Genomic DNA, 26,527 nt, shown 5'->3' on the forward strand with positions numbered 1-26,527 from the left:
ACCCGCTACGCGTGGGGTTTGTTCTAACAGGCTACCCCTGAGATTGTTATGGATTACTTCACTCTCTTCGGACTACCCGCTCAATACCCGATTGATCTCCAGGCGCTGACGATCCGTTTTCAGGATCTTCAGCGTCAGTATCACCCGGACAAATTCGCTAGTGGTACTCAGGCAGAACAGCTGGCTGCGGTATCGCACTCTGCGACCATCAACCAGGCCTGGCAGACGCTGCGTCATCCGCTGAGCCGTGCCGAGTACCTGCTCTCGCTCCACGGTTTCGATCTGGCGAGCGAACAGCATACCGTGCGCGACACCGCGTTTCTGATAGAACAGCTGGAGCTTCGTGAAGAGCTGGATGAGATTGAACAGGCCAAAGACGAAGCGCGTCTGGAAAGCTTCATCACGCGCGTGAAGGGCATGTTCGATACCCGCCATCAGCAGATGGTGGAGCAACTGAACAACGAGACCTGGGACGCGGCGGCAGACACTGTGCGCAAACTCCGTTTTCTCGATAAACTGCGAAGCAGTGCTGAACAACTCGAAGAAAAGCTGCTCGATTTTTAATTTCGGAAGCAATTATGGCCTTATTACAAATTAGTGAGCCTGGCTTAAGTGCCGCACCGCATCAGCGTCGTCTGGCGGTGGGTATCGATCTGGGCACCACCAATTCCCTCGTGGCGACCGTGCGCAGCGGCCAGGCGGAAACGCTGGCCGACGAGCAGGGCCGCCATCTGCTGCCTTCCGTGGTCCACTACCAGCAGCAGGGTCACGCGGTCGGCTATGACGCCCGCGCCAACGCCGCGCGCGATCCGGCCAACACCATCAGCTCCGTAAAGCGCATGATGGGCCGCTCGCTGGCCGATATTCAGACCCGCTATCCGCATCTGCCGTATCAGCTGCAGGCCAGTGAAAACGGCCTGCCGATGATTGCGACCGCGGCCGGTCTGCTGAACCCGATTCGCGTTTCCTCCGACATCCTCAAAGCGCTGGCCGCGCGCGCGACGGCGACGCTCGGCGGCGATCTGGACGGCGTAGTCATCACCGTTCCGGCCTATTTTGACGATGCACAGCGTCAGGGCACCAAAGACGCCGCGCGTCTGGCAGGCCTGCACGTGCTGCGCCTGCTGAACGAACCGACGGCGGCGGCGATTGCCTACGGCCTCGACTCCGGTCAGGAAGGGGTGATTGCGGTTTACGATCTCGGCGGCGGTACCTTTGATATCTCGATCCTGCGCTTAAGCCGCGGGGTATTTGAAGTGCTGGCGACCGGCGGGGATTCCGCGCTGGGCGGCGATGACTTCGACCATCTGCTGGCGGATTACATTCGCGAGCAGGCGGGCATCAGCGATCGCAGCGATGCGCGCGTGCAGCGTGAGCTGCTGGATGCGGCCATTGACGCCAAAATCGCCCTGAGCGATGCGCAGACGGTTACCGTAAACGTTGCGGGCTGGCAGGGTGAGATCGCCCGCGACCAGTTCAGCGATCTGATTGCCCCGCTGGTGAAGCGCACCCTGCTGGCCTGCCGTCGCGCACTGAAAGATGCGGGCGTTGAGGCGAACGAGGTGCTGGAAGTGGTCATGGTGGGCGGTTCGACCCGCGTGCCGCTGGTGCGCGAGCGCGTGGGCGAATTCTTTGGCCGCACGCCGCTGACCTCCATCGACCCGGACAAAGTGGTTGCCGTGGGCGCCGCAATCCAGGCTGATATTCTGGTCGGCAACAAGCCGGACAGCGAAATGCTGCTGCTGGACGTCATTCCGCTGTCGCTCGGGTTAGAAACCATGGGCGGCCTGGTAGAGAAAGTGATCCCGCGTAACACCACTATTCCGGTGGCGCGCGCGCAGGAGTTCACGACCTTCAAAGACGGTCAGACCGCGATGTCCATCCACGTGATGCAGGGCGAACGCGAGCTGGTGCAGGACTGCCGCTCTCTGGCGCGCTTTGCGCTGCGCGGCATCCCGGCGCTGCCTGCGGGCGGGGCGCATATCCGCGTTACCTTCCAGGTGGATGCCGACGGTCTGCTGAGCGTCACGGCGATGGAAAAATCCACCGGCGTGGAATCGTCCATTCAGGTGAAGCCGTCCTACGGCCTGACCGATGGCGAAATCGCCTCCATGATTCAGGACTCAATGAGCTACGCCGAGCAGGATGTGAAGGCGCGTATGCTGGCTGAACAAAAAGTTGAAGCCGCCCGCGTGCTGGAGAGCCTGAACGGCGCGCTCGCTGCCGATGCCGCGCTGTTAAGCGCCGCAGAGCGCCATGTGATTGACGACGCTGCCGCGCGCTTAAGCGCAGTAGCAGAAGGTAATGACGCTGACGCAATAGAAGAAGCCATTAAAAACGTTGATAAACAAACCCAGGACTTTGCTGCTCGCCGCATGGACAAATCTGTCCGCGTCGCGCTGAAAGGCCAGTCCGTGGACGAGGTTTAATATGCCAAAGATTGTTATTTTGCCTCATGCGGACCTCTGTCCGGATGGCGCTGTTCTGGAAGCGAAGACCGGTGAAACCATTCTCGATGTTGCCCTGCGTGCAGGTATCGAAGTGGAACACGCCTGTGAAAAATCCTGTGCCTGCACTACCTGCCACTGCATCGTGCGTGAAGGTTTCGACTCTCTCGCCGAGAGCACCGAAGACGAAGACGACATGCTGGATAAAGCATGGGGTCTGGAGCCTGACAGCCGCCTGAGCTGCCAGGCCGCGGTGACCGATGAAGATCTGGTCGTGGAATTCCCACGCTACACCATCAACCACGCACGCGAGCATTGATATGGGACTTAAGTGGACAGACAGCCGTGAAATCGGCGAAGCGCTCTACGACGCGAACCCGGATCTCGATCCTAAGACCGTACGATTCACCGACATGCATCAGTGGATCTGCGATTTAGAGGATTTCGACGACGATCCAAACGCATCCAATGAAAAAATTCTGGAGGCGATTCTGTTAGTCTGGTTAGATGAAGCAGAATAAATAACATAACGGGCTGCCTTCAGGCGGCCCGTTTGCTAGTTGCTAATAAGGATAAATAAAATGACCGAAGCGATGAAGATTACGCTCTCGAATCAGCCTGCTGACGCACGCTGGGGCGAAAAAGCCACCTACAGCATTAACAACGACGGTATTACCCTGCACCTGACGGGCAAAGACGATCTGGGCCTGATCCAGCGCGCCGCGCGTAAAATTGATGGCCTGGGCATTAAGCATGTATCCCTGGAAGGCGAAGGCTGGGATACCGACCGCAGCTGGGCATTCTGGGCTGGCTACAAAGGGCCGAAAGGCACCCGCAAAATTGAGTGGGCGAACCTTGACGCTGCCAGTCAAAAAGAGCTGGAAAGCCGCCTGCAAATTATCGACTGGGTCCGCGACACCATCAACGCCCCGGCGGAAGAGCTTGGTCCGGAACAGCTGGCGCAGCGCGCGGTTGATCTGCTGTGCGGCGTGGCGGGCGAGAAAATGTCCTACCGCATCACCAAAGGTGAAGATCTGCGCGAGCAGAATTACATGGGCATCCACACCGTGGGCCGTGGTTCTGAGCGTCCTCCGGTCCTGCTGGCGCTGGATTACAACCCAACCGGCGATAAAGCGGCGCCAGTATTTGCCTGCCTGGTGGGTAAAGGCATCACCTTCGATACCGGTGGCTACAGCCTGAAGCAGAGCGCGTTCATGGACTCCATGAAGTCCGATATGGGCGGCGCGGCAACTATCACCGGCGCGCTGGCGTTTGCCATCACCCGCGGTCTGAACAAGCGCGTGAAGCTGTATCTCTGCTGCGCGGACAACATGGTGAGCGGTAACGCCTTCAAGCTGGGCGACATCATTCGCTATCGCAACGGCAAAAACGTCGAAGTGATGAACACCGACGCCGAAGGCCGCCTGGTGCTTGCCGATGGCCTGATCGACGCGTCTGCGCAGAAGCCGGAGCTGATTATCGACATGGCAACCCTGACCGGCGCGGCGAAAACCGCCCTGGGCAACGATTACCATGCGCTGTTCAGCTTCGACGACAAGCTGGCCGCTCGCCTGCTGGCAAGCGCCGCTGCGGAAAACGAGCCGTTCTGGCGTCTGCCGCTAGCCGAGTTCCACCGCAGCCAGCTGCCGTCCAACTTTGCCGAGCTGAACAACACCGCGAGCGCGGCGTACCCGGCGGGTGCAAGCACGGCGGCAGGCTTCCTGTCCCACTTCGTTGAGAACTACCACGAAGGCTGGCTGCACATCGACTGCTCCGCAACCTACCGTAAAGCGGCGGTTGAGCAGTGGTCCGCGGGCGCGACAGGTCTGGGCGTGCGTACCGTGGCGAACCTGCTGACGGCTGAGTAATGCTCTTTGCCCTCACCCTAACCCTCTCCCATGGGGAGAGGGCAGGGGGGAGGGGGAAATTCGACATCTGGAATTGTTATGTCCGAAACCAAAAACGAATTAGAAACCCTGCTGGAGCAGGCGGCGACCGAGCCCGCCCATCGTCCGGCATTTTTCCGCACGCTGCTGGAATCCACCGTCTGGGTGCCGGGCACCGCGGCGGAAGGTGAGCAGGTCGTAGAAGACAGCGCGCTGGATCTGCTGCACTGGGAGAAAGACGACGGCACGTCGGTGATCCCGTTCTTCACCTCGCTGGAAGCCCTGCAGGAAGCGGTAGAAGACGAACAGGCGTTCGTGGTGATGCCGGTGCGTACCCTGTTCGAAATGACGCTGGGCCAGACGCTGTTCCTTAACGCGAAGCTGCCGACCGGGAAAGAGTTTACGCCACGTGAAATCAGCCATCTGATTGGCGAAGAGGGCAACCCGCTCAGCACCCAGGAAGTGCTGGAAGGGGGCGAAACGCTGCTGCTGTCTGAAGTAGCCGAGCCGCCCGCGCAGATGATTGATTCCCTGACGACGCTGTTCAAAACCCTGAAACCGGTTAGACGCGCGTTTCTCTGCTCCATTAAAGAGCGCGCGGACGAGCATCCGGTACTGCTGATTGGTATTGAGGCGGACGGCGATATCGACGAAATCATTCAGGCGGCGGGAAGCGTGGCGACCGACACGCTGCCGGGCGATGAGCCGATTGATATCTGCCAGGTGAAGAACGGTGAGAAGGGCATCAGCCACTTTATTACCGAGCACATCACCCCGTTCTACGAGCGCCGCTGGGGCGGCTTCCTGCGCGATCTCAAAACTAACCGCATCATCTGATTATGGCGGGGTGAATATCACCCCGTTGCTTCCAGCAGCAGTAAATCCATCAGCAGCACCAGATTCGACTCAAACGACGTCACCCCCGCGGCTTCGGCGGCGAAGTGTACCGCTTCGTCATAGAGGGCAAAATGCACGTCCGCCATCCCCGCCAGCGTATTGGCCGAGGCGCGGGTAAACGCGACGATCGTCATACCGACGTTTTTGGCAATCCGCGCTTTATCCAGCACCTGCTCCGTTTCGCCGCTGCGCGAGACGGCAATAAACACCTGATAGCGTGAGGCGTTGCTGAGGAAAATATTCCGGCTGTCTCCCGGCCCCGAGATAAACGCCGTTTTGCCCAGCACCTGCAGCTTCTTGGTCAGGTACTCCGCAAACAGATAGGAAAACCCGGCCCCGTAGAGAAAGAAGCTCTCTTTCTGGCGCAGCAGGTCGGCAAACTGCTGGCGCTTCTCCTGTGTGACCCACTGGAAGGTGTGCTGATAGTTGGCGATAAACTGATTAAACAGCGCCGGGAGTTCTGGAAGGGAGGGAGCCTGGGTAGCAATATGCGGCGTGTCGGAGAGCAGCTGCTTGCAGTGCCAGATAAACTCGCTAAAGCCGCTAAACCCCAGCTTCTGACACAGCCGCATGATGGTGGCGGTAGAAACAAATGTCGCCTGCGCCAGCTCGCGTACCGTGATGTTGCCCACCAGCAGCGGGTGCTCCGTGAGGTGGGCGAGGACGCGATACTCCGCGCGGGTCAGCAACGCCCCGCGCGTTAACAGCGTGGCCAGGCGGTTATCCATTATTTCGCGGGTTCGACAGGAAGATCGTCCCGCGCACCCCATTCGCTCCAGGCGCCGTCGTAGAGCGTGACGTCGCGCGCGCCGAGCGTGGCGAGCGCCAGGATCACCACGCAGGCCGTGACGCCGGAGCCGCAGCTGGCAATAATCGGACGATGTAAATCCACGCCTGCACGGTCAAAAATGGCGCGCAGCTCGTCGGTGGTTTTCAGCTCGCCCTCAAACACAAGGTCGCCCCACTGCACGTTCAGCGCGCCCGGAATATGTCCGCGCTTCAGCCCTGGACGCGGTTCATCCGCTTCGGCATTGAAGCGCGGAGCAGGACGGGCATCGACGATTTGCGCTGTTTTTTCATGGCTCACGACCAGCACGTCGGTCAGGCGTTTCACCACGTGCGCGTCGAACGTGGCATCGAATTCGCCTTCCGGCAGCGTCACGTCGCCCTGCTGCAGCGGCAGCTCGTCACGCTTCCAGCCCGCCAGCCCGCCCGCCAGAATCGAGACTTTTTCCACGCCGAAGTTTTTCAGCATCCACCACGCGCGCGGTGCGGAGAAGAGGTTACCTTCATCATAGACAACGAGGTGTTTGTCTTTGCTGACGCCCAGCTCGCGCATCGCCACGGAAAATGCTTCCGGACGCGGCAGCATGTGCGGAAGGGGAGAGTTGTGATCGGAGAGGGCTTCGATATCAAAAAATACCGCGCCAGGAAGATGTCCGGCACGGTATTCCGCGACCATATCGCGAAGGTGTTCCTGCCCGGCCGCGGCCATACGCGCGTCAATAATCTGAACTTCCGGATCGTCACCGTGCTCAATCAGCCAGTCGGCGGCGACAAAATATGAGGTGGACATGGGTTGCCTCCATTCTTTTCCGTAAAAAAGGATTGTCGGTGTTTTTTCTGACACCGACAAGCAAACCACGTTCAACTCGCGAGCAAGCCCCTACTTTTTCACCGTTTCACCGTCCTGCCAGGCTTTTTGCAGCGCAGGCCAGTAGTCGCGGTTAGCCTCGATCATCTCATCCAGAATCGCTTTCGCGTGTTCCATGGTCGGCACGGTGCGGTTGAGGGTAAACGCCTGCAGGGCTTTCTCATAGCTGCCCTCGATGGTCGCTTCCACCAGCAGCTGTTCAGACGCCAGCTGCTGTTGCAAAAGTGTCTGATGGAACAGCGGCACCTGACCGATGCGAATCGGTTCCGGGCCTTCGGAGGTGATATACGCGGGCACTTCCACCACGGCATCGTACGGCAGGTTGGTAATCGCCCCGCGGTTTTCCACCATCACCAGGTGGCGGCTCCGCAGGTTAAAGGCCAGCGAGCGGGCGACATCGACGATAAACTCGCCGTGCACGCCCACGTGGAAGGCGTCCGGCAGGATCCCGGTGCGCTTATATTCTTCGGCTGCGGCGAACAGCTTTTTCTCGCGCCCGTCCATAACTTCATTGGCGCGGGTATAGTCCGGGTTCTGATGCTCCACAATCTGGTTCGGCATCAGGTAGTACTGCAGATACGGGTTCGGCAGATACTCCGAGAAGTTGTCCATGATTGGCTTAATGTTGCGCCAGGTTTTTACCCACGAAGGATCCGAGTGCTGCGGGTCGGTTTTGGCCGCGTCTTCCGTCAGCAGGCCAAACTTCGCGATATGCTTACGCAGCTCGGGCAGCTTGTCTTCGCCGTCCACCAGCACGCGGGTAAACCAGCCGAAGTGGTTCAGGCCGAAGTAGTCCACCTCCAGCCTGCGGCGATCGACACCCAGAATCGCCCCCATATTGCGCATTGCAGCCACAGGCATATCGCAGATGTTCAGAACCCGCGCGTCCGGACGCAGCCGGCGCACGCCCTCCGCGACTATTGCCGCCGGGTTGGAGTAGTTCACGATCCAGGCTTTTTCGTGCGCGTAGCGATCCACCAGATCGATAAGTTCCACCATCGGCAGGATCGTGCGCAGCCCGTAGGCCAGCCCGCCGGGTCCGCACGTTTCCTGGCCGACCACGCCGTGGCGCAGCGGGATCTTCTCATCCTGCTCTCGCATTTTATACTGGCCGACGCGCATCTGGGCGAAGACGAAATGCGCGCCGCTGAAGGCCACTTCCGGGTCGCTGGTGACGGTGAACTTGATGCTCTGGCTGTGGTCGCGAATAACCTTCTCGACGACGGGCGCAATGGTGTTCTGACGCGCCTCGTCGATGTCATAAAGGCGGATTTCAGCCAGCGGGAAATCCTGCAGGCGCACCATCAGGCTTTTCACAATGCCCGGCGTGTAGGTGCTGCCGCCGCCGGCAATCGACAGAATAAATGGGGGTGTAAACATCTTTAGCTCCTCTCAGAGAAACGTCTCAACGGCTTCTCGCATTTTTTTGACGTGCAGCCCGTAGACCACCTGAACGTTGTTACCTTGTTTGATAATCCCTTTCGCGCCGGTCGCCTTCAGGCGCGGCTCGTCGATGATGTCGACGTCCTTCACCGTGACGCGTAAGCGGGTGTAGCAGTTGTCCACCACCTCAATGTTTTCCCGGCCGCCCAGACCCGTCACGATGGATTCGCCCAGCCCGTCGTTATTGCCTTTGGACTGATACTCCTGCTTGCTGTAGAGGCGCGTCTCCTGATCGTCATCCTCGCGGCCCGGCGTTTTCATGTTGAAGCGCAGGATCAGGAAGCGGAACACCACGAAGTAGAGTGCAAACATGATCAGCCCGACCACGATGTACATCGGCCAGTTGGACTTCTCCGTGCCGAGCGGCAGGTTGTAAAGGATGAAGTCGATAATCCCGTTGGCACCGATGGCGTGAACGCCCAGCAGCGAGAACAGCATCATGCCGATGCCGGTCAGCACCGCGTGCACCACGAAGAGCAGCGGGGCGACGAACAGGAAGGAGAACTCAATCGGCTCGGTTACGCCGACCAGCAGCGATGTCAGCGCCGCCGGGATCAGAATGGCTTTCGCAATGGCTTTACGCTCTGGCTTTGCGGTCATATACATCGCCAGGGCTGCGGCAGGCAGGCCGAACATCTTGCTGATGCCGCGCGCGTCCCACACCACGGTGCTGCTGAGCTGCTTCACGTCCGGGCAGGCCATCTCGGCGAAATAGATATTGCGCGCGCCCTGATAGGTTGCGCCGCACACCTCCTGCGTGCCGCCCAGCTCGGTATAGAGGAACGGCGTATAAACCAGATGGTGCAGGCCGGTGGGGACCAGAATACGTTCCAGGAAACCGTAGATTGCCACGCCAAACGGCCCGGAGCCTTTGATGGCCAGCGCCAGGGCGCTAATGCCCTGCTGGGCAAACGGCCACAGTTCACTCATCACCACGCCGAGCAGCATGGAGACGGGAAGCATGACGATGGCGACAAAACAGTGACCGGAGTAAATCGCCATCGCGCCGTTAAACTCTACGCCGGAGTATTTGTTGTACAGATATCCGGAGAGCGCCCCGGTCAGGATCCCGGCAAAAACGCCCATCTCCAGCACCTGCACGCCCAGTACCATGGCCTGCCCGGCCGCTTTCATCTGGGCCGCTGGCGCCAGCGCGCCCTGCAGCTGTAGCGTGACGTTCATGGCGTTGATGAACACGACGAAGGTCACCAGACCAATCAGCGCGGCATAGCCTTTATCACGCGTCGCCAGACCAATCGGGATCCCGACGGCAAACACCAGCGCCAGGTTAACCAGCACCGACACGGCAGATTTAGCGATAAGCTGACCAGTATGCTGAATCAGCGGATGGCCCAGAAACGGCAGGTATTCAGCGAGATTACCGTTACCCAGCACGTTACCAAAGGCGATAAACAGACCGACGATCGGTAAGATAAGTACCGGTCCGTACAATGATTTTCCGAAATTTTGTAGGGCGTTCACGGCTCGTTTCATGGCTTTCTCTCTTTTTGAACCGCGCACTCGGGGTGCGTCATGGTCATAAAACTAGCAGCCTTCAGGCGAGCTTAGCCAGCTATCTTCTTGTTTTAAAAACAAATGACTTGAAAGGTAACATGTGACGTTATGCGCTGTGATCGCGGTTCCATCACGGTGTAGCGACGTGATGCCATTCTGCGAGGCGCTTTCCAGATTTTAAAATTGACCTTTTTGAATTAATGAAACTTGCGGATAATACTTATCCGGACGACGACCAACAGGCTCCATGGGCCAGGGATAAAGGATGAAACCGTTTCGCTTAGCCGCGCTCTCTCTTGCGCTGCTTACCACGTTTACGCTTGTCGGCTGTGATAACAGCGACGATAAATCTCAGGCTGCGGCTCCCGCGGCATCCACCGCATCTACACCGAAAGCTGCAGAAAAGCCTAATGCTGAAACGCTGGCTAAACTGGCTGCCCAGAGTCAGGGAAAAGCGCTGACGTTGCTGGATACCTCAGAAGTTCAGCTCGACGGTGCCGCCACGCTGGTGCTGACCTTTTCTGTTCCGCTAAATCCCGATCAGGATTTCGCCAAAACGGTGCATGTCGTGGATAAGAAAAGCGGTAAGGTTGACGGGGCGTGGGAACTTGCGCCTAACCTGAAAGAGCTTCGACTGCGCCATCTGGAGCCTAACCGTAACCTGGTCGTCACCGTTGAACGTGACCTGCAGGCGCTGAACAAGGCGACGTTTGGCATTGATTATGAAAAAGCCCTGACCACCCGGGACATTGAACCGACCGTTGGTTTTGCCAGCCGCGGCTCGCTGCTGCCGGGTAAGGTGGTGGAAGGTCTGCCGGTGATGGCGCTCAACGTCAACAATGTCGATGTCAACTTTTACCGCGTGAAGCCGGAATCGCTGGCCTCCCTTGTCAGCCAGTGGGAGTACCGTAACTCGCTGACCAACTGGGAATCCGATAACCTGCTGAAGATGGCGGAGCTGGTTTACACCGGTCGATTCGATCTTAATCCGGCACGCAATACGCGCGAAAAATTGCTGTTGCCCCTGAAGGATATTAAACCGCTCCAGCAGTCTGGCGTTTATATCGCGGTCATGAACCAGGCAGGGCACTACAACTACAGCAACGCCGCAACGCTCTTTACCTTAAGCGATATTGGCCTGTCCGCTCACCGTTACCATAACCGCCTGGATATTTTCACTCAGAGGCTGGAAAACGGTGCTGCGCAGTCCGGCGTGACCGTCACGCTGCTGAACGACAAAGGCCAGACGCTTGCCGAGGCAAATAGCGACGCTGACGGTCATGCGAAGCTTGAAACGGACAAAGAAGCCGCGCTGATTCTGGCGAGCAAAGACGGCCAGACCACGCTGCTTGATCTTAAGCTTCCGGCGCTGGATCTGGCGGAGTTCGATATTGCCGGTAGCCCCGGCTACAGCAAGCAATTCTTTATGTTTGGCCCGCGCGATCTCTATCGTCCGGGTGAAACGGTGATCCTCAACGGCTTACTGCGCGACAGTGACGGTAAGCCGCTTCCGGATCAGCCCGTGAAGCTTGACGTGCTGCGCCCGGATGGACAGGTCGCGCGTACGATTGTCGTCAAACCAGAGAACGGGCTCTATCGCTTTAACTATCCGCTGGACAGCGGGGCGCAGACCGGTATGTGGCATATCCGCGCCAACACGGGGGATAACCTGCAGCGCATGTGGGATTTCCACGTCGAAGACTTCATGCCTGAGCGTATGGCATTGAACCTGAGCGGACAAAAAACGCCGGTTTCACCGCAGGATAACGTGGACTTTAACGTGGTGGGCTATTACCTGTATGGCGCCCCGGCCAACGGTAATTCTCTGCAGGGCCAGCTTTTCCTGCGTCCGCTGCGTGACGCGGTGGCTGCGCTGCCGGGCTTCCAGTTTGGCGATATCGCCGAGGAGAACCTGAGCCGCAGCCTGGATGAAGTTCAGCTTACGCTTGATGAGCAGGGGCGTGGGCAGGTTTCTACCGAAAGCCAGTGGAAAGAGGTGCATTCTCCGCTGCAGCTGATCCTGCAGGCCAGCCTGCTGGAGTCGGGCGGTCGTCCGGTGACGCGTCGCGCTGAGCAGGCCATCTGGCCGGCGGCTGAGCTGCCGGGTATCCGCCCTCAGTTCGCCAGTAAAGCCGTTTACGACTACCGAACCGATACCACCGTCAACCAGCCGATTGTTGACGAGAACGGCAATGCCAGCTTCGACATCGTTTACGCCGATGCCAGCGGAGCGAAAAAAGCGGTTTCAGGGTTACAGGTTCGTCTCATTCGCGAGCGCCGTGACTACTTCTGGAACTGGTCTGAGAGCGAAGGCTGGCAGTCTCAGTTCGATCAGAAAGACCTGGTTGAAGGCGAGCAGGAGCTGACTCTCAAGGCTGACGAGACGGGTAAAGTCACCTTCCCGGTGGAGTGGGGCTCATACCGTCTGGAGGTTAAAGCGCCTGATGAGATGGTTAGCAGCGTGCGCTTCTGGGCTGGCTACAGCTGGCAGGATAACAGCGACGGCACCGGGGCTGCGCGCCCTGACCGCGTGACGCTGAAGCTGGATAAGCCAGCCTATCAGCCAGGCGATACTATTAACCTGCACATTGCAGCGCCGTCAGCAGGTAAGGGCTATGCGATGATTGAGTCCAGCGAAGGGCCGCTGTGGTGGAAAGAGATCGACGTACCGGCAAACGGCCTCGATCTCGCTATCCCGGTCGACAAAGCCTGGAAACGTCACGATCTCTACCTGAGCACGCTGGTGGTGCGTCCTGGTGATAAATCCAAATCCGCCACGCCGAAACGTGCGGTCGGCTTGCTGCATCTGCCGATGGGCGATGAAAATCGCCGTCTGAACATTGCGCTCGATAACCCGCAGAAAATGCGTCCAAACCAGACGCTCTCGGTGAAGGTGAAAGCCAGCGTGAAAGAGGGTGCGGTGCCGCAGAAAGTGAACGTGCTTGTCTCGGCGGTGGACAGCGGCGTGCTGAATATTACCGATTACGTTACGCCCGATCCGTGGCAGGCTTTCTTCGGCCAGAAGCGCTACGGCGCGGATATCTACGATATCTACGGACAGGTCATCGAAGGGCAGGGCCGCCTGGCCGCGCTGCGCTTTGGTGGTGACGGTGATGAGCTGAAGCGCGGCGGTAAACCGCCGGTGAACCACGTCACCATTATTGCCCAGCAGGCACAGCCGGTGACGCTGGATGCCAACGGAGAAGGCATGATTACGCTGCCGATTGGTGATTTCAACGGCGAGCTGCGTCTGATGGCGCAGGCCTGGACGGAAGACGATTTCGGCAGCAGTGAAAGCAAGGTTGTAGTGGCCGCGCCGGTCATTACCGAGCTTAACACGCCGCGCTTCCTGGCAAGCGGGGACACCTCACGGCTGACGCTGGATCTCACCAATCTGACCGACAAGCCGCAAACGCTGAACGTCGCCCTGACCGCGACAGGCAAACTGTCGCTGGAAGGCGGGCAGCCGCAGCCGGTTCAGTTGTCTCCGGGCGCGCGCAGCACCCTGTTTATTCCGGTGCGTGCGCTGGAGGGTTATGGTGACGGTGAGGTGACCGCTCAGGTGACCGGCCTGCAGCTTCCGGGCGAGACTTTCGCACCGCAGCAAAAGAGCTGGAAAATCGGCGTGCGTCCGGCGTTCCCGGCGCAGACGGTGAATACCGGTGCCATGCTGAACCCCGGCGAGTCCTGGACCGCACCGGCGCAGCACAGCAACGGTTTCTCCCCTGCTACCCTGCAGGGACAACTGCTGCTGAGCGGCAAACCACCGCTTAACCTGGCGCGCTACATTCGCGAACTGCAGGCGTATCCGTATGGCTGCCTGGAACAGACCACCAGTGGCCTGTTCCCGTCGCTCTACACCAACGCGGCGCAGCTGACTGCACTTGGCATCAAGGGCGACACCGATGACAAGCGCCGTGCGGCGATTGATATTGGCATCTCTCGCCTGTTGCAGATGCAGCGTGAGGACGGTGGTTTTGCGCTGTGGGATAAAAACGGTCCGGAAGAGTACTGGCTGACGGCCTACGTGACCGACTTCCTGGTGCGCGCGGGCGAGCAGGGTTACAGCGTACCTGCCGATGCAGTGAATAACGCCAATAACCGCCTGCTGCGCTACCTGCAGGATCCGGGAATGATGTCCATTCGCTACAGCGATGATACTCAGGCCAGCAAGTTTGCCGTGCAGGCCTATGCCGCGCTGGTGCTGGCACGTCAGCAAAAAGCGCCGCTGGGCGCGCTGCGTGAAATCTGGGATCGCCACGAGCAGGCGGCTTCCGGGCTGCCGCTGATGCAGCTGGGCATGGCGCTCAAACTGATGGGCGATGCGCCGCGAAGCCAGCAGGCGCTGGATCTGGCGCTCAAAACATCGCGTAACGACAGCAAAACCTGGATGGCCGATTACGGCAGCCAGCTTCGCGATAACGCGCTGATGCTCTCTCTTCTGGAGGAGTACAAGCTGCTGCCTGATGCGCAAAATACGCTGCTGAATGCCCTGTCTGAACAGGCCTTCAGCCAGCGCTGGCTGTCAACGCAGGAGAGCAATGCGCTGTTCCTGGCAGGACGCTCGCTGCAAACCCTGTCTGGTGCGTGGCAGGCGAAAACTTCGCTGTCTGAGACCGCATCAGGCGGCGATAAGTCACTGGTGCAAAACGTGAGCGGCGACGAGCTTGGCGCGCTGCAGGTGACCAATACCGGGACAACACCGCTGTGGGTACGCCTGGACAGCACCGATTATCCGGAATATGCCCCTCAGCCGAGCGCGAACGTGCTGCAGGTGGAACGTCATATCCTGGCAACCGACGGCAGCAGTAAATCGCTCTCTTCGCTGAAGAGCGGTGAGCTGGTGCTGGTGTGGCTGGAAGTTAAAGCCAGCCAGAACGTGCCGGATGCGCTGGTGGTGGATCTGCTCCCTGCGGGTCTGGAGCTCGAAAACCAGAACCTGGCGAGCAGCAGCGCCAGCCTGCAGGACAGCGGCAGTGAGGTACAGAACCTGCTCAGCCAGATGCAGCAGGCGGACATTCAGCATATGGAATTCCGCGACGACCGCTTTGTGGCTGCCGTGCCGGTAAACGAAGGTCAGCCGGTCACGCTGGTTTATCTGGCCCGTGCCGTGACGCCGGGAACCTACCAGGTGCCGGTGCCGATGGTGGAGTCTATGTACGTTCCGCAGTGGCGGGCAACGGGGGCGGCCAGCGGCCCGCTGATTGTTGTTCCATAATATGCGAATGGCACGTCTGACACGCTCCCGCTGGCTATGGCTGGCGGGAGCGCTTCTCGTTTTATGGGGGCTGATCGTCGCCGCCGACCGCCTGTGGCCGTTGCCTCTGAAAGAGGTTAACCCCGCCCGGGTGGTGGTGGATGAGAAGGGCACGCCGCTCTGGCGTTTTGCCGATAGCGACGGTATCTGGCGCTATCCGGTTACGATTGAAGAGGTCTCTCCCCGCTATCTTGAGGCGCTGATCCAGTACGAAGATCGCTGGTTCTGGGATCATCCTGGCGTAAACCCGCTCTCTGTTCTGCGCGCCGCCTGGCAGGATCTCAGTTCTGGCAAAGTCGTCTCTGGCGGCAGTACGCTCACCATGCAGGTGGCACGCCTGCTGGACCCGCATCCGCGCACCTTTGGCGGTAAAATTCGTCAGCTCTGGCGGGCGATGCAGCTGGAGTGGCACCTCTCTAAACGCGATATCCTCACGCTCTATCTCAACCGTGCCCCCTTTGGCGGCACGCTGCAGGGCGTCGGGGCGGCAAGCTGGACCTATCTTGGCAAACCGCCGTCGCAGCTCAGCTATTCCGAAGCGGCGCTGCTGGCGGTATTGCCGCAGGCACCCAGCCGCTTACGTCCGGACCGCTGGCCTGACCGGGCCGAGGCGGCGCGCAACAAAGTGCTAGACCGCATGGTAACGCAGGGCGTCTGGTCCGCGAAGCAGGTCATAGAATCACGGGAGGAATCGGTATGGCTGGCGCCCCGGCAGATGCCGCAGCTGGCGCCGCTCTTTGCACGCATGATGCTAGGCAAAAGCCGCGACACTAAAATTGTCACCACGCTGGATGCCGGGCTACAGCGGCAACTGGAAGAACTGGCGATGAACTGGAAATCTCGCCTGCCGGCACGCAGCTCGCTGGCGATGATCGTCGTGGATCACACCGATATGAAAGTGCGTGGCTGGGTCGGCTCGGTGGATATTAACGATGACACGCGTTTCAGCCACGTGGATATGGTCAATGCGATCCGATCCCCGGGATCGGTGTTAAAGCCCTTTATTTACGGTATGGCGCTGGACGATGGCCTGATCCATCCCGCCTCGCTGCTCCAGGACGTTCCCAGAAAAACCGGTGATTATCGCCCAGGGAATTTTGATAGCGGGTTCCACGGACCGGTCAGCATGAGTGAAGCGCTGGTGCGCTCCCTCAACCTGCCCGCGGTACAGGTACTGGAAGCCTACGGGCCAAAACGGTTTGCCGGGATGCTGAGCAACGCGGGATTGCCGCTGATCCTGCCCGCGGGGGCGCAGCCAAATCTTTCTCTGATCCTCGGCGGGGCAGGCGCGCGGCTGGCCGATATCGCCGCTGCCTACAGCGCCTTTGCCCGACACGGTAAGGCGGGAAGGCTGCGGTTACAGCCGGGCGATCCGCTGATTGAACGTCCGCTGCTGTCGAAAGGCTCGGCGTGGATTATTCGCCGTATTCTGGCGAACGAGGCGCAGCCGCTGCCGGATAATGCGTTACCGCAGATCGCGCCGCTGGCGTGGAAAACCGGCACCAGCTACGGCTACCGCGATGCCTGGGCTATCGGTCTGAATGCCCGTTACGTGATTGGCATCTGGACCGGACGACCGGACGGCACGCCCGTAGCGGGGCAGTTTGGTTTCGCCAGCGCGGTTCCGCTATTAAACCAGGTCAATAACCTGCTTCAGTCGCGCTCAACGGTAGACGAGGCCCGCCTGCCGCGCGACCCGCGTCCGGAGAGCGTCGGGCGGGGCGTGATCTGCTGGCCGGGAGGCCAGTCGCTGCCGGAAGGGAGTGAAAACTGTCGGCGTCGCCTGTCGACCTGGCTGCTGGAAGGGAGTGAGCCGCCCACGCTGCTATTGCCCGAACAGGAAGGGATACGCGGCATTCGTTTTCCGGTCTGGCTGGATAAAACGGGTAAACGCGTGGCGGCAGATTGCCCTGATGCAACTGAAAAAGTCCTTGATGTCTGGCCGCTGCCGCTGGAGCCTTGGCTGCCGGCGACCGAGCGTCGTGCGGTACGGGTCCCTCCTTCATCAACCACCTGTCCTCCGCTGTCGCAGGACGCACCTGCGCCACTCATCCTGACAGGCGTGCGCGAAGGGGCCGTCATCAAACGTCTGCCGGGGGAATCCCGCGTTTCGCTGCCGCTTCAGGCGACCGGCAATAGCGGTGAGCGCTGGTGGTTTTTGAACGGTGAACCGCTGAATGTGAAGGGAAGAGTTTACACATTACTGCTTGATAAATCGGGCGATTATCAGTTACTCGTTATGGATGAGACCGGGCAGGTCGCGACGGTGAATTTTACGCTGCAGTGATCTGAAAACAGCTTTCAGATGTGAGCTGTTGCTAAAACTCGTCTTATTTTAAAAAAATGTTACCTGAATCCATAGGCAATGGCGCTATTGCTCATTATAATCCGCGCCACACCATACTCAGGTATGCAAAACAACAGAACATTGACAGAGGTTATCATGGCTATTGAACGTACTTTTTCCATCATCAAACCAAACGCGGTGGCAAAAAACGTTATTGGCAGCATCTTCGCTCGCTTTGAATCAGCAGGGTTCAAAATTGTTGGCACCAAAATGCTGCACCTGACCGTTGAGCAGGCTCGCGGCTTCTACGCTGAGCACGAAGGTCGCCCATTCTTTGACGGCCTGGTTGAGTTCATGACCTCCGGTCCAATCGTGGTATCCGTGCTGGAAGGCGAAAACGCAGTACAGCGTCACCGCGATCTGCTGGGCGCAACCAACCCGGACAACGCGCTGGCAGGTACTCTGCGCGCTGACTATGCGGACAGCTTCACCGAGAACGGCACCCACGGTTCTGACTCTGTTGAATCTGCTGCACGCGAAATCGCTTTCTTCTTCGCAGAAGGCGAAGTGTGTCCACGCACCCGTTAATTTAACGGTTTCGTTTACACATTATTTTCGTAAATGCCGCGTCCAGACGTGGCATCCCTGCGCCAGACTTTGTACAATGCAACGCCCCGGACGAGCAGACTGCTTTCCGGGGCGTTTCTATTCAACCCTCCATGGGCCATAACGTGTAACAACGAGGCCGGAAAATATTATGTCTGAATTAGTGAATACCTCCGAAGTCGCCATTCCTGCGGTTCCCAATAAAAATGGAAAAATCAACCTGCTGGATCTGAACCGTCAGCAGATGCGCGAGTTCTTTAAAGAGATGGGCGAAAAGCCGTTTCGTGCCGATCAGGTCATGAAGTGGATGTACCATTACTGCAGCGACAATTTTGATGACATGACTGACATCAACAAGGTCCTGCGCAACAAGCTTAAGGAAGTGGCTGAAATCCGCGCACCGGAAGTGGTGGAAGAGCAGCGCTCAGCGGATGGCACCATCAAATGGGCGATTGCGGTCGGCGATCAGCGCGTTGAAACCGTCTACATCCCGGAAGAAGACCGCGCCACGCTGTGCGTCTCCTCTCAGGTAGGCTGTGCGCTGGAGTGCAAATTCTGCTCTACCGCGCAGCAAGGCTTTAACCGTAACCTGCGGGTGTCAGAAATTATCGGCCAGGTCTGGCGTGCCGCGAAAATCGTGGGTGCGGCAAAAGTAACCGGTACGCGTCCTATCACCAACGTGGTGATGATGGGGATGGGTGAGCCGCTGCTGAACTTGACCAACGTCGTTCCGGCGATGGAAATCATGCTGGATGACTTCGGTTTTGGTCTGTCCAAGCGTCGCGTCACGCTGTCTACCTCTGGCGTTGTGCCTGCGCTGGACAAGCTGGGCGATATGATTGACGTTGCGCTGGCGATCTCCCTGCATGCACCAAACGACGAAATTCGTGACGAAATTGTGCCGATCAACAAAAAGTACAATATCGAAACCTTCCTCGCTGCGGTGCGTCGCTATCTGGAGAAATCCAACGCCAACCAGGGCCGCGTCACCATCGAGTACGTGATGCTTGACCACGTCAACGACGGTACCGAACATGCACATCAGCTGGCTGAACTGCTGAAAGATACGCCATGTAAAATCAACCTGATCCCATGGAACCCGTTCCCGGGCGCGCCGTATGGCCGTAGCTCGAACAGCCGTATCGACCGTTTCTCCAAGGTGCTGATGGAGTATGGTTTCACCACCATCGTGCGTAAAACCCGTGGTGATGACATTGATGCAGCATGCGGACAGCTGGCAGGTGATGTTATTGACCGTACCAAACGTACCCTGCGTAAACGTATGCAGGGCGAGACGATCGCGGTTAAAGCTGTTTGATTATTATGCACTCACGGCGCATTATCTGCGCCGTGAAGCATACTCTTACTGAATAATCAGTCAGATTCGTGATGACTGAACAATAATTACGGTGCGTTTCATCCGACTTTCGGGCAGTATGTAACGACGTAACAACAGTTTAGCCGTACGGGCAGGGCTGTACTGTCATCTCCGGGCTGACAGTCTTATACTCTCTGTTCAAGGTTAACTGACCAGAAGTTTCGCGGTGCGGGTGGCATTGTGACTCACCGGCACCTGAACCCTTATTTTTCACGTACCAGTAGTTGTAGCGAATGAATACTGAAGCCACTCACGACCAACATGAAGCACTCTCCACTGGCGTTCGTCTTCGCAACGCCCGTGAACAACTCGGACTCAGCCAGCAAGCCGTTGCGGAACGCTTGTGCCTGAAGGTTTCCACGGTTCGCGATATTGAAGAAGATAAGGCACCTGCCGATCTGGCTTCAACGTTCTTGCGCGGTTATATCCGCTCTTACGCAAAACTGGTGCATATCCCCGAAAACGAATTACTGCCAATGATGGAGAAGCAGGCACCGGTCCGTGCAGCGAAAGTTGCGCCGATGCAGACCTTCTCCCTGGGGAAACGTCGTAAAAAACGCGATGGCTGGCTGATGAGCTTTACCTGGCTGGTGCTGTTTGTGGTGATCGGTCTGACCGGCGCATGGTGGTGGCAAAACCACAAGGCCCAGCAGGAAGAGATTACTACTATGGCCGATCAATCCTCCGCCGAACTCAACCAGGCCGGAAGTGAGAACGGTCAGAGCGTGCCGCTGAATACCGACGGCGCAGCTTCCTCAAGCGAGCCACAGACCGCAGCGCCAGACGCGTCGGCGACCGATGCTGCACAGGCTCCGGTAGCAACGGCTAACACCGCTGCGCCGCAGGCTCAAGATCAAAACGCGGTTGTTGCCCCTTCTCAGGCTAATGTTGATACTGCGGCGAACGCGCCTGCGGCTACTCAGCCTGCAGACAATAGCGCAGCGAATCTGCCAACCAGCCCGGCAGGTACGGCGACAGCAGCCGATCCCAACGCACTGGTGATGAACTTCAGCGCCGACTGCTGGCTGGAAGTGACTGACGCGACAGGTAAAAAACTGTTCAGCGGCCTGCAGCGTAAAGATGGCACGTTAAACCTAACCGGCCAGGCTCCCTATAAACTTAAAATCGGCGCTCCGGCAGCGGTACAGATCCAGTATCAAGGAAAACCTGTCGACCTGAGCCGCTTTATCAGAACTAACCAGGTTGCACGTCTTACCGTTAATGCCGAACAATCAGCAGCACAGTAACAGACGGGCAACGCGGGAGATTTTTCATGCATAACCAGGCTCCGATTCAACGTAGAAAATCGAAACGGATTTACGTTGGGAATGTGCCAATCGGCGATGGGGCACCTATCGCCGTTCAGTCGATGACCAATACGCGCACCACCGATGTGGAAGCGACGGTCAATCAAATCAAAGCATTAGAACGTGTAGGTGCGGACATTGTTCGCGTCTCCGTCCCGACCATGGATGCCGCTGAGGCGTTCAAACTGATCAAACAGCAGGTCAGCGTTCCGCTGGTGGCTGATATCCACTTCGACTATCGCATCGCACTGAAAGTGGCCGAATACGGCGTTGATTGCCTGCGCATTAACCCGGGCAACATCGGTAACGAAGAGCGTATCCGCATGGTTGTGGACTGCGCCCGCGATAAAAATATTCCTATCCGTATCGGCGTTAACGCCGGTTCCCTGGAAAAAGACCTGCAGGAAAAATACGGCGAGCCGACGCCACAGGCGCTGCTCGAATCCGCGATGCGCCATGTCGATCATCTCGATCGTCTTAACTTCGATCAGTTCAAAGTCAGCGTAAAAGCGTCCGACGTGTTCCTGGCGGTAGAGTCTTATCGTCTGCTGGCAAAGCAGATCGACCAGCCTCTGCACCTCGGGATCACCGAAGCGGGAGGCCTGCGCAGCGGCTCTGTTAAATCCGCGATCGGTCTGGGACTGCTGCTCTCTGAAGGGATCGGTGACACCCTGCGCGTCTCGCTGGCGGCCGATCCGGTCGAAGAGATCAAAGTCGGTTTCGATATCCTGAAATCACTGCGTATTCGCGCGCGTGGGATCAACTTCATTGCCTGCCCAACCTGCTCACGTCAGGAGTTTGATGTGATCGGGACGGTGAATGCCCTGGAGCAGCGTCTGGAAGATATTATCACCCCGATGGACGTCTCCATCATCGGCTGCGTGGTAAACGGTCCGGGTGAAGCGCTGGTGTCAACTCTGGGCGTAACCGGCGGTAACAAGAAAAGTGGTCTCTATGAAGATGGCGTTCGTAAAGATCGTCTGGATAATAGCGACATGATCGACCAGCTTGAAGCCCGCATCCGCGCCAAAGCCGCCATGATGGACGAAACACAGCGTATCAGCGTTCAGCAGGTTGAAAAATAACGTGATGGGAAGCGTGCCGCTTCCCATGTATGATTGAACCCATTCGTTGGGTTTTTTTTGTATATAGAAAGAGAATAAACGTGGCAAAAAACATTCAAGCCATCCGCGGCATGAACGATTATCTGCCTGGCGAAACCGCCATCTGGCAGCGCATTGAAGGCACACTGAAGCAGGTGCTCGGCAGCTACGGTTACAGCGAAATCCGTTTGCCGATTGTAGAGCAGACCCCGTTATTCAAACGCGCGATTGGTGAAGTCACCGACGTGGTTGAAAAAGAGATGTACACCTTTGAGGACCGCAACGGCGACAGCCTGACCCTGCGTCCGGAAGGGACGGCGGGCTGCGTACGCGCCGGCATCGAACATGGTCTTCTGTACAATCAGGAGCAGCGCCTGTGGTATATCGGCCCGATGTTCCGCCACGAACGTCCTCAGAAAGGTCGTTATCGCCAGTTCAATCAGCTGGGTGTGGAAGTCTTTGGCCTGCAGGGCCCGGACATTGACGCCGAACTGATTATGCTGACCGCCCGCTGGTGGCGCGCCCTCGGTATCGCCGATCACGTTTCCCTTGAGCTGAACTCTATCGGTTCTCTGGAAGCACGCGCTAACTACCGCGATGCGCTGGTGGCGTTCCTGGAACAGCATAAAGAGAAGCTGGACGAAGACTGCAAACGTCGCATGTACAGTAACCCGCTGCGCGTTCTGGATTCCAAAAACGCGGATGTTCAGGCACTGCTGAACGATGCGCCTGCGCTGGGTGACTACCTGGATGAAGAATCTCGCGAACACTTCGCGGGCCTGTGCAAGCTGCTGGAAGCGGCAGGCATCGCCTATACCGTGAACCAGCGCCTGGTGCGCGGTCTGGACTACTACAACCGTACCGTATTTGAGTGGGTGACCACCAGCCTCGGCTCTCAGGGCACCGTTTGTGCGGGCGGCCGTTATGACGGTCTGGTTGAGCAACTTGGCGGTCGCGCAGCGCCTGCTGTTGGCTTCGCGATGGGCCTTGAGCGACTTGTTTTGCTGGTTCAGGCAGTTAATCCGGAATTTAAAGCAGATTCCGTTGTCGATATATACCTGGTGGCCTCAGGCGCGGAAACGCAGTCTGCGGCGATGCAGCTTGCCGAACGCGTGCGCGATGCGGTGCCGGGCGTTAAGCTGATGACCAACCATGGCGGCGGCAACTTCAAAAAACAGTTTGCTCGTGCCGATAAGTGGGGCGCAAGTATTGCACTGGTGCTGGGCGAGTCCGAAGTGGCTAACGGCGAAGTGGTGGTGAAGGACCTGCGCTCTGGTGAACAGACAACGGTAACGCAGGACGGCGTTGCGGCGCACTTGCGCACTCTATTGGGCTAAGGAGAAGGACTGCGTGGAAATTTACGAGAACGAACACGATCAGGTCGACGCGATTAAACGCTTCTTTGTTGAAAACGGCAAAGCGCTGGTTGTTGGGGTTATTTTAGGTGTCGGTGCGCTGGTGGGCTGGCGTTACTGGAACAATCATCAGGCGGATTCCGCGCGCGGCGCGTCACTGTCTTATGAAACTACCGTTAGCGCAATTCGTGCCGATCAGCCGCAAACGCTGACTGCGGCAGAAAAATTTGCGGCTGACAACAAAAACACCTACGGTGCACTGGCTGCGCTGGAAGTGGCTCAGCAGTACGTTGATAAGAACGAACTGGATAAAGCCGCTGCACAGCTCTCTCAGAGCCTTGCTGCGGCCAGCGATGAGAACCTGAAAGCGGTGATCAATCTGCGCCTGGCACGTATTCAGGTTCAGCAGAAGAAAGCTGACGATGCGCTGAAAACGCTCGATACCATCAAAGGCGAAGGTTTTGCTGCCATCGTTGCCGATCTGCGCGGTGAAGCACTGCTGAGCAAAGGTGACAAAGCGGGCGCGCGTAAAGCGTGGCAAGCTGGCGTAGAGAGCAATGCTTCACCTGCGCTGAGCGAAATGATGCAGATGAAAATAAATAATTTGTCCGTCTGAGAGGGACCCGATGCAATTGCGTAAATTACTTCTGCCAGGACTGCTTTCTGTTACGTTATTGAGTGGTTGTTCACTGTTCAGTGGCGAAGAAGACGTTGTGAAAATGTCCCCACTGCCGACGGTTGAAAACCAGTTTACCCCATCCACCGCGTGGGATGTCTCCGTGGGCAATGGAATTGGTGATTTCTATTCCAACCTTCATCCGGCGTATGCAGACAGCGTTGTCTATGCCGCTGACCGCAAAGGTACCGTGAAAGCGGTGAACGCCGATGACGGGAAAGAAGTATGGTCCGTTAACCTGGCGGAAAAAGACGGCTGGTTCTCCCGTAAACCTGCACTCCTGTCTGGCGGTCTGACCGTTGCCGGTGGCCATGTCTACGTGGGCAGCGAAAAAGCGCAGGTTTATGCGCTGAACAGCAGCGACGGTTCTATTGCCTGGCAAACAACCGTAGCGGGTGAATCCCTGTCTCGTCCGGTGGTGAGCGACGGCCTGGTGCTGATTCATACCAGCAACGGCCAGCTGCAGGCGCTGAACGAAGCTGACGGTCTGGTGAAATGGACCGTTAACCTGGATATGCCTGCGCTCTCTCTGCGCGGCGAATCCGCACCGGCTACCGCATTTGGTGCTGCCATTGTGGGCGGTGACAACGGTCGCGTGAGCGCAGTGCTGATGCAGCAGGGCCAGATGATCTGGCAGCAGCGTATCTCTCAGGCCACTGGCTCAACGGAAATTGACCGTCTGAGCGACGTAGACACAACGCCTGTCATCGTTAACGGTGTGGTTTACGCGCTGGCCTATAACGGCAACCTGACCGCGCTGGATCTGCGCAGCGGCCAGATTATGTGGAAACGTGAGCTGGGTTCTGTGAACGATTTCATCGTTGAGGGCAACCGCATCTATATGGTCGATCAGAACGACCGTCTGCTGGCGCTGAGCACCGAAGGCGGCGTCACGCTGTGGACGCAAAGCGATCTGCTGCACCGTCTGCTGACCGCGCCTGCGCTGTACAACGGTAGCCTGGTAGTCGGTGACAGCGAAGGGTATATGCACTGGATCGATCCGGATAACGGTCGCTTTGTTGCACAGCAAAAAGTCGACAGCTCTGGTTTCCTGACCGATCCGGTTGTGGCCGACGGCAAGCTGCTGATTCAGGCAAAAGACGGCACGCTGTACGCGATCACGCGTTAATTACCCGGCGGTTGTAGTATACTAAACGGCTCCTGTTCACTCAGGAGCCGTTTTGACATTTTTAAAAACGCCGCAAAAGCGACGTTATTTTGAATTTTATGAGGCTTCAAACATGGTACCTGTGGTCGCGCTTGTCGGGCGCCCTAACGTTGGAAAATCCACTCTTTTTAACCGTTTAACACGCACCCGTGATGCGCTGGTTGCGGATTTCCCGGGGCTGACGCGTGACCGTAAGTACGGTCGTGCAGAGGTGGAAGGACGCGAGTTCATCTGTATTGATACCGGTGGTATTGACGGCACGGAAGACGGCGTCGAAACCCGCATGGCGGAACAGTCGCTGCTGGCGATTGAAGAAGCGGATGTGGTGCTGTTTATGGTGGATGCGCGCGCTGGCCTGATGCCGGCGGACTCCGCTATTGCCAAACACCTGCGTTCACGCGAAAAGCCGACCTTCCTGGTGGCGAACAAAACTGACGGCATCGATGCCGATCAGGCCGTCGCGGATTTCTGGTCTCTGGGCCTGGGTGAAATCTACCCGATTGCGGCATCGCATGGCCGTGGCGTGACCAGCCTGCTGGAAACCGTTCTGCTGCCGTGGGTTGACGAAGTAAACCCGCCGGAAGAAGTCGACGAAGACGCTGAATACTGGGCGCAGTTCGAAGACGGAGAAGAGGGCGAAGAAGAGCCTGAAGACGACTTCAACCCGCAGGATCTGCCGATCAAGCTGGCTATCGTGGGTCGTCCAAACGTAGGTAAGTCTACGCTTACTAACCGTATTCTGGGTGAAGAGCGCGTGGTCGTTTACGACATGCCGGGCACCACCCGTGACAGTATCTACATTCCTATGCAGCGCGATGAGCGTGAGTATGTCCTCATCGACACCGCCGGGGTGCGTAAGCGCGGGAAAATCACCGATGTGGTGGAAAAATTCTCCGTTATCAAAACCCTGCAGGCGATCGAAGATGCCAACGTAGTGCTGCTGGTCATCGACGCACGCGAAGGTATCTCCGATCAGGATCTCTCTCTGCTCGGCTTTATCCTCAATAGTGGGCGCTCACTGGTTATCGTGGTCAACAAGTGGGATGGCCTGAGCAATGAAGTGCGCGAGCAGGTGAAAGAGACCCTCGACTTCCGTCTGGGCTTTATCGACTTCGCCCGCGTGCACTTCATCTCTGCGCTGCACGGCAGCGGCGTGGGTAACCTGTTTGAATCCGTACGTGAAGCGTATGACAGCTCCACCCGTCGTCAGAGCACCGCGATGCTGACCCGCATCATGAACATGGCTGCAGAAGACCATCAGCCGCCGCTGGTGCGCGGCCGTCGCGTGAAGCTGAAATATGCCCACGCCGGTGGTTATAACCCGCCAATCGTAGTAATTCACGGCAACCAGGTGAAAGACCTGCCGGATTCCTACAAGCGCTATCTGATGAACTACTTCCGTAAATCGCTGGACGTAATGGGCACGCCTATCCGTATCCAGTTTAAGGAAGGGGAAAACCCGTTTGCCAACAAGCGCAACACCCTGACGCCAAACCAGATGCGTAAGCGTAAGCGTTTGATTAAGCACATTAAGAAAAGCAAATAAGC

The 26,527-nt window shown here is 58.0% G+C and carries 20 protein-coding genes; 16 read left to right on the forward strand and 4 right to left on the reverse strand.

Going from position 1 to position 26,527, the window contains the following annotated elements; translation table 11 throughout:
* Window positions 1–48 precede the first annotated feature (48 nt).
* The 6 genes from hscB to sseB all read left to right on the forward strand — a co-directional run bounded on the left by hscB (window position 49) and on the right by sseB (window position 5,170).
* On the forward strand, window positions 49–564 hold the full coding sequence (hscB, locus tag BJ885_RS09655) for a co-chaperone HscB (protein ID WP_121931820.1): 516 nt from the start codon (window positions 49–51) through the stop codon (window positions 562–564).
* Window positions 565–578: 14 nt separating this feature from the next.
* Window positions 579–2,429 carry a Fe-S protein assembly chaperone HscA gene (gene hscA / locus BJ885_RS09660; protein WP_121931821.1) on the forward strand — a complete coding sequence of 617 codons (1,851 nt, stop codon included), beginning with the start codon at window positions 579–581 and terminating at the stop codon, window positions 2,427–2,429.
* A 1-nt stretch (window position 2,430) separates the two neighbouring features.
* On the forward strand, window positions 2,431–2,766 hold the full coding sequence (fdx, locus tag BJ885_RS09665; protein WP_003860652.1) for an ISC system 2Fe-2S type ferredoxin: 336 nt from the start codon (window positions 2,431–2,433) through the stop codon (window positions 2,764–2,766).
* A 1-nt stretch (window position 2,767) separates the two neighbouring features.
* The gene (gene iscX, locus BJ885_RS09670) at window positions 2,768–2,968 is read left to right on the forward strand and encodes a Fe-S cluster assembly protein IscX (protein WP_003860650.1); all 201 of its coding nucleotides are present in this window, start codon (window positions 2,768–2,770) and stop codon (window positions 2,966–2,968) included.
* Between the two features lie 60 nt (window positions 2,969–3,028).
* Window positions 3,029–4,315: an aminopeptidase PepB gene (gene pepB, locus BJ885_RS09675; RefSeq protein ID WP_121931822.1), complete on the forward strand. Its 1,287-nt coding sequence runs from the start codon at window positions 3,029–3,031 to the stop codon at window positions 4,313–4,315.
* Window positions 4,316–4,393: 78 nt separating this feature from the next.
* Window positions 4,394–5,170, forward strand: a complete 777-nt coding sequence (gene sseB, locus BJ885_RS09680; RefSeq protein ID WP_029741156.1) for an enhanced serine sensitivity protein SseB — start codon at window positions 4,394–4,396, stop codon at window positions 5,168–5,170.
* Between the two features lie 17 nt (window positions 5,171–5,187).
* Here the strand turns inward: sseB and BJ885_RS09685 are convergent, their stop codons facing one another.
* The 4 genes from BJ885_RS09685 to BJ885_RS09700 form a co-directional block, all read right to left on the reverse strand.
* Complete coding sequence (locus BJ885_RS09685) at window positions 5,188–5,958, reverse strand: MurR/RpiR family transcriptional regulator (protein ID WP_121931823.1); 771 nt, start codon at window positions 5,956–5,958, stop codon at window positions 5,188–5,190.
* Window positions 5,958–6,806, reverse strand: coding sequence for a 3-mercaptopyruvate sulfurtransferase (gene sseA, locus BJ885_RS09690; protein ID WP_121931824.1), 849 nt, complete (start codon window positions 6,804–6,806; stop codon window positions 5,958–5,960). Before sseA ends, BJ885_RS09685 begins: the two co-directional genes overlap by 1 nt.
* Before the next feature lie 90 nt (window positions 6,807–6,896).
* Window positions 6,897–8,264: a 6-phospho-alpha-glucosidase gene (locus BJ885_RS09695; protein ID WP_121931825.1), complete on the reverse strand. Its 1,368-nt coding sequence runs from the start codon at window positions 8,262–8,264 to the stop codon at window positions 6,897–6,899.
* 12 nt (window positions 8,265–8,276) lie between these two features.
* Window positions 8,277–9,821 (reverse strand): PTS transporter subunit EIIC, encoded by a 1,545-nt coding sequence (locus BJ885_RS09700; RefSeq protein ID WP_121931826.1) that lies wholly within the window; start codon window positions 9,819–9,821, stop codon window positions 8,277–8,279.
* Between the two features lie 286 nt (window positions 9,822–10,107).
* Here BJ885_RS09700 and BJ885_RS09705 point away from each other — a divergent pair, with 286 nt between their 5' ends.
* From BJ885_RS09705 to der, 10 genes are all read left to right on the forward strand, one after another.
* Window positions 10,108–15,060 carry an alpha-2-macroglobulin gene (locus tag BJ885_RS09705; protein ID WP_121931827.1) on the forward strand — a complete coding sequence of 1,651 codons (4,953 nt, stop codon included), beginning with the start codon at window positions 10,108–10,110 and terminating at the stop codon, window positions 15,058–15,060.
* 1 nt (window position 15,061) lies between these two features.
* The gene (pbpC, locus tag BJ885_RS09710) at window positions 15,062–17,386 is read left to right on the forward strand and encodes a peptidoglycan glycosyltransferase PbpC (RefSeq protein WP_121931828.1); all 2,325 of its coding nucleotides are present in this window, start codon (window positions 15,062–15,064) and stop codon (window positions 17,384–17,386) included.
* Window positions 17,387–17,542: 156 nt separating this feature from the next.
* Window positions 17,543–17,974, forward strand: coding sequence for a nucleoside-diphosphate kinase (gene ndk / locus BJ885_RS09715; protein WP_003860625.1), 432 nt, complete (start codon window positions 17,543–17,545; stop codon window positions 17,972–17,974).
* A 169-nt stretch (window positions 17,975–18,143) separates the two neighbouring features.
* Entirely contained in the window at window positions 18,144–19,310 is a 1,167-nt protein-coding gene (locus BJ885_RS09720) for a bifunctional tRNA (adenosine(37)-C2)-methyltransferase TrmG/ribosomal RNA large subunit methyltransferase RlmN (RefSeq protein WP_014171168.1), read from the forward strand.
* Between the two features lie 293 nt (window positions 19,311–19,603).
* Window positions 19,604–20,617, forward strand: a complete 1,014-nt coding sequence (rodZ, locus tag BJ885_RS09725) for a cytoskeleton protein RodZ (RefSeq protein ID WP_029740679.1) — start codon at window positions 19,604–19,606, stop codon at window positions 20,615–20,617.
* A gap of 26 nt (window positions 20,618–20,643) precedes the next feature.
* A complete protein-coding gene (gene ispG, locus BJ885_RS09730) occupies window positions 20,644–21,762 on the forward strand; it encodes a flavodoxin-dependent (E)-4-hydroxy-3-methylbut-2-enyl-diphosphate synthase (protein WP_023308814.1) in 1,119 nt (372 codons plus the stop codon).
* Between the two features lie 80 nt (window positions 21,763–21,842).
* Complete coding sequence (gene hisS / locus BJ885_RS09735; RefSeq protein WP_121931829.1) at window positions 21,843–23,117, forward strand: histidine--tRNA ligase; 1,275 nt, start codon at window positions 21,843–21,845, stop codon at window positions 23,115–23,117.
* Window positions 23,118–23,130: 13 nt separating this feature from the next.
* Window positions 23,131–23,751 carry a YfgM family protein gene (locus tag BJ885_RS09740; RefSeq protein ID WP_048976611.1) on the forward strand — a complete coding sequence of 207 codons (621 nt, stop codon included), beginning with the start codon at window positions 23,131–23,133 and terminating at the stop codon, window positions 23,749–23,751.
* Window positions 23,752–23,761: 10 nt separating this feature from the next.
* Window positions 23,762–24,940: an outer membrane protein assembly factor BamB gene (gene bamB / locus BJ885_RS09745; protein ID WP_008502135.1), complete on the forward strand. Its 1,179-nt coding sequence runs from the start codon at window positions 23,762–23,764 to the stop codon at window positions 24,938–24,940.
* Window positions 24,941–25,052: 112 nt separating this feature from the next.
* Window positions 25,053–26,525 (forward strand): ribosome biogenesis GTPase Der, encoded by a 1,473-nt coding sequence (gene der, locus BJ885_RS09750; RefSeq protein WP_023308811.1) that lies wholly within the window; start codon window positions 25,053–25,055, stop codon window positions 26,523–26,525.
* Window positions 26,526–26,527: the final 2 nt, after the last annotated feature.

It is taken from the genome of Enterobacter sp. WP_7_1, from assembly GCF_003688535.1.
In the GTDB taxonomy this organism is placed as follows: Bacteria; Pseudomonadota; Gammaproteobacteria; order Enterobacterales; family Enterobacteriaceae; genus Enterobacter; species Enterobacter asburiae.

What these genes read in the sequence shown, in the direction of transcription:
- der (WP_023308811.1), top strand. Translation starts at nt 25,053, where the DNA reads ATGGTACCTGTGGTCGCGCTTGTCGGGCGCCCTAACGTTGGAAAATCC.
- fdx (WP_003860652.1), top strand. Translation starts at nt 2,431, where the DNA reads ATGCCAAAGATTGTTATTTTGCCTCATGCGGACCTCTGTCCGGATGGC.
- BJ885_RS09720 (WP_014171168.1), top strand. Translation starts at nt 18,144, where the DNA reads ATGTCTGAATTAGTGAATACCTCCGAAGTCGCCATTCCTGCGGTTCCC.
- hscB (WP_121931820.1), top strand. Translation starts at nt 49, where the DNA reads ATGGATTACTTCACTCTCTTCGGACTACCCGCTCAATACCCGATTGAT.
- bamB (WP_008502135.1), top strand. Translation starts at nt 23,762, where the DNA reads ATGCAATTGCGTAAATTACTTCTGCCAGGACTGCTTTCTGTTACGTTA.
- BJ885_RS09695 (WP_121931825.1), bottom strand. Translation starts at nt 8,264, where the DNA reads ATGTTTACACCCCCATTTATTCTGTCGATTGCCGGCGGCGGCAGCACC.
- rodZ (WP_029740679.1), top strand. Translation starts at nt 19,604, where the DNA reads ATGAATACTGAAGCCACTCACGACCAACATGAAGCACTCTCCACTGGC.
- sseB (WP_029741156.1), top strand. Translation starts at nt 4,394, where the DNA reads ATGTCCGAAACCAAAAACGAATTAGAAACCCTGCTGGAGCAGGCGGCG.
- BJ885_RS09700 (WP_121931826.1), bottom strand. Translation starts at nt 9,821, where the DNA reads ATGAAACGAGCCGTGAACGCCCTACAAAATTTCGGAAAATCATTGTAC.
- BJ885_RS09705 (WP_121931827.1), top strand. Translation starts at nt 10,108, where the DNA reads ATGAAACCGTTTCGCTTAGCCGCGCTCTCTCTTGCGCTGCTTACCACG.
- BJ885_RS09685 (WP_121931823.1), bottom strand. Translation starts at nt 5,958, where the DNA reads ATGGATAACCGCCTGGCCACGCTGTTAACGCGCGGGGCGTTGCTGACC.
- iscX (WP_003860650.1), top strand. Translation starts at nt 2,768, where the DNA reads ATGGGACTTAAGTGGACAGACAGCCGTGAAATCGGCGAAGCGCTCTAC.
- hscA (WP_121931821.1), top strand. Translation starts at nt 579, where the DNA reads ATGGCCTTATTACAAATTAGTGAGCCTGGCTTAAGTGCCGCACCGCAT.
- pbpC (WP_121931828.1), top strand. Translation starts at nt 15,062, where the DNA reads ATGCGAATGGCACGTCTGACACGCTCCCGCTGGCTATGGCTGGCGGGA.
- pepB (WP_121931822.1), top strand. Translation starts at nt 3,029, where the DNA reads ATGACCGAAGCGATGAAGATTACGCTCTCGAATCAGCCTGCTGACGCA.
- ndk (WP_003860625.1), top strand. Translation starts at nt 17,543, where the DNA reads ATGGCTATTGAACGTACTTTTTCCATCATCAAACCAAACGCGGTGGCA.
- sseA (WP_121931824.1), bottom strand. Translation starts at nt 6,806, where the DNA reads ATGTCCACCTCATATTTTGTCGCCGCCGACTGGCTGATTGAGCACGGT.
- ispG (WP_023308814.1), top strand. Translation starts at nt 20,644, where the DNA reads ATGCATAACCAGGCTCCGATTCAACGTAGAAAATCGAAACGGATTTAC.